Genomic DNA, 2,543 nt, shown 5'->3' with positions numbered 1-2,543 from the left:
TTAAATCTTTGTGCTATTGTATTATAATTTTATGGGTTAATTACTATTTAATTCATTGAAAAACGATTATAAAAAACGTATCTCAATTTTTGATCCGCTTATATGGCCGATTCTTTCTTGAAGTAAGATACAAAATCTTCCAGGCTCATGGCGCCAAGATCTCCTTCACCACGTCTTCGTACAGAAATTGTGCCATCCTTTTCCTCATTTTCTCCAACCACCAGCATAAACGGAATTTTATTTAATTCCGCATCACGGATTTTTTTACCGGTCTTTTCATTACGGTTGTCAATCTGGCCGCTAATATCGTGATTTTCCAAGAGGTCTGAAACTTTTTTGGCGTAATCTGCATATTTTTCACTAATCGGTAGAATAATGAACTGGTCAGGGCTCAACCACAAAGGGAAGTCACCGGCCGTGTTCTCAAGCAGGATCGCAATGAAGCGTTCCATAGAACCGAAAGGTGCCCTGTGGATCATGACCGGTCTGTACTTCTCGTTATCGCTTCCGATATAGTGCAGATCAAATCTTTCAGGCAGGTTGTAATCCACCTGGATGGTTCCCAGCTGCCATCTTCTTCCCAGCGCATCCTTTACCATAAAGTCAAGCTTAGGACCATAAAATGCCGCTTCACCGTATTCGATTACGGTTCTCAGCCCTTTGTTTTCAGCTGCGGTGATGATGGCATTTTCGGCTTTTTCCCAGTTCTCATCAGAACCGATATATTTTTCCCTGTTCTCAGGATCTCTTAAAGAAACCTGAGTCACGAAATCTTCAAAACCTAAAGACCTGAACACATACAGTACGAGATCGATTACCGCTTCAAATTCTCCCAACAGCTGATCCGGTGTACAGAACAGGTGGGCATCATCCTGGGTAAACCCGCGCACTCTTGTCAACCCGTGAAGCTCGCCGGACTGTTCATACCGGTACACGGTTCCGAATTCTGCATACCGTTTCGGAAGATCCCGGTAGCTCCATTGCGAAGTTTTATAGATTTCACAGTGGTGCGGGCAGTTCATCGGCTTCAGCATGAATTCTTCCCCTTCATTCGGTGTTCTGATCGGCTGGAAGCTGTCTGCGCCGTATTTGTCCCAGTGTCCCGAAGTGACATACAGCTCTTTAGACCCGATATGAGGTGACATCACAAATTCATAACCGCCTTTTTTCTGGGCAGCAGAAAGGAAGTTCTCCAGTTTTCTTCTCAGCGCGGTTCCTTTCGGCAGCCATAACGGCAATCCGGCACCTACTTTTTCAGAGAAAGCAAAAATACCGAGCTCTTTGCCCAGCTTTCTGTGGTCCCTCCTTTTGGCTTCTTCCAGCCTTTCCAGGTACTCCGTCAGCTCCTTCTGTTTAGGGAAGGAAATCCCGTATACTCTGGTGAGCTGTGGGTTTTTCTCGTTCCCCCTCCAGTAAGCTCCCGCTGCATTGAGGATCTTCATCGCTTTTACGATCCCGGTATTCGGGATATGCCCTCCGCGGCATAGGTCGGTGAAGTTATCATGGGTTACGAAGGTGATTTCTCCGTCATTGAGATTGGAGATCAGTTCCACCTTGTAAGGATTGTCAGCATACGTTTTCAGCGCTTCCTCTTTGGAAACCGGATATAAAGAGAACGTTGAGCCTTTTTTGGCATTTTCCAGCACCTTCTTCTCAATCTTTTCAAAATCTTTTTCAGAAAGGCTTTCGTCTCCGAAATCCACATCATAATAGAAACCGCTTTCAATGGCCGGACCGATGGTCAGCTTAGCATCCGGATAAAATTCTAGGATCGCCTGCGCCAGCAAGTGGGCAGAAGAGTGCCAGAAGGCTTTCTTTCCGAGATCATCATTCCAGGTCAGGAGCTGTACCGTGGAATCCGTTGTGATAGGGGTGGTCGTTTCTACCTGCTGGTTATTAACAACTGCGGAAATGGTATTTCTAGCCAATCCCTCGCTAATAGATTTTGCCACCTCTAACGGAGTTACCCCCGCTTCGAATTCTTTGACAGTACTGTCTGGAAGTGTAATTTTTATCATTGTTTACTAAGAAATTTTAAGTGGCAAAAATACGAAATTTTTACTTAGTATGCTACTTTCAGGAGGAATTGTAAAATACAGGCCTGTAATTTATTCCCCTTCCTTTAAATCATTATCATTACAGCGTGTTTACCTGATGCTGTTCAAAGAATTATTTAAACGGGTAAGTGGCTGTCACATAGATATTTACTTTTAATAATACTGAAGTAAAATCACTGCAGGCCCTGAAACAGCCGTTTACATCAGCATCCCGCACAGTACAGCAACAAAAATTAAAGATAAGGAAGTGCGGCCCGGGATTGGTAAATAAAACACAACCGGTTTGTGTTATCATATGAAATTTTTAAAAAGAAAAACATATTTCGGTGTCGGGCACAACGCAGTGCAGGGACAAATACTGATCTGGCACCGCAAGAGGGTGAAACCCGGCAACACCATGAATTAATACCTTCTCTTATACTTGACTTTTTCTTTGATAATCTCGATCACATCCACGTTCCTGACCTTGGATTTTACCCATCCGTG

At 44.0% G+C, this 2,543-nt stretch carries 1 protein-coding gene; it reads right to left on the bottom strand.

Annotated features, from left to right (window positions below):
* Positions 1-98: 98 nt before the first annotated feature.
* Positions 99-2,018 (bottom strand): threonine--tRNA ligase, encoded by a 1,920-nt coding sequence (gene thrS, locus QZ735_RS05035; protein ID WP_294245068.1) that lies wholly within the window; start codon positions 2,016-2,018, stop codon positions 99-101.
* Between the last annotated feature and the right edge of the window lie 525 nt (positions 2,019-2,543).

This window comes from uncultured Chryseobacterium sp. (assembly GCF_913776365.1).
GTDB lineage: Bacteria > Bacteroidota > Bacteroidia > Flavobacteriales > Weeksellaceae > Chryseobacterium.
The sequence above is the reverse complement of the archived record's forward strand: the minus strand, read 5'-3'. Positions and strand labels throughout refer to the sequence as shown.

Bases quoted from the DNA above. Each gene is read 5' to 3' on its own strand.
- thrS (WP_294245068.1), bottom strand. From the start codon at position 2,018: ATGATAAAAATTACACTTCCAGACAGTACTGTCAAAGAATTCGAAGCG.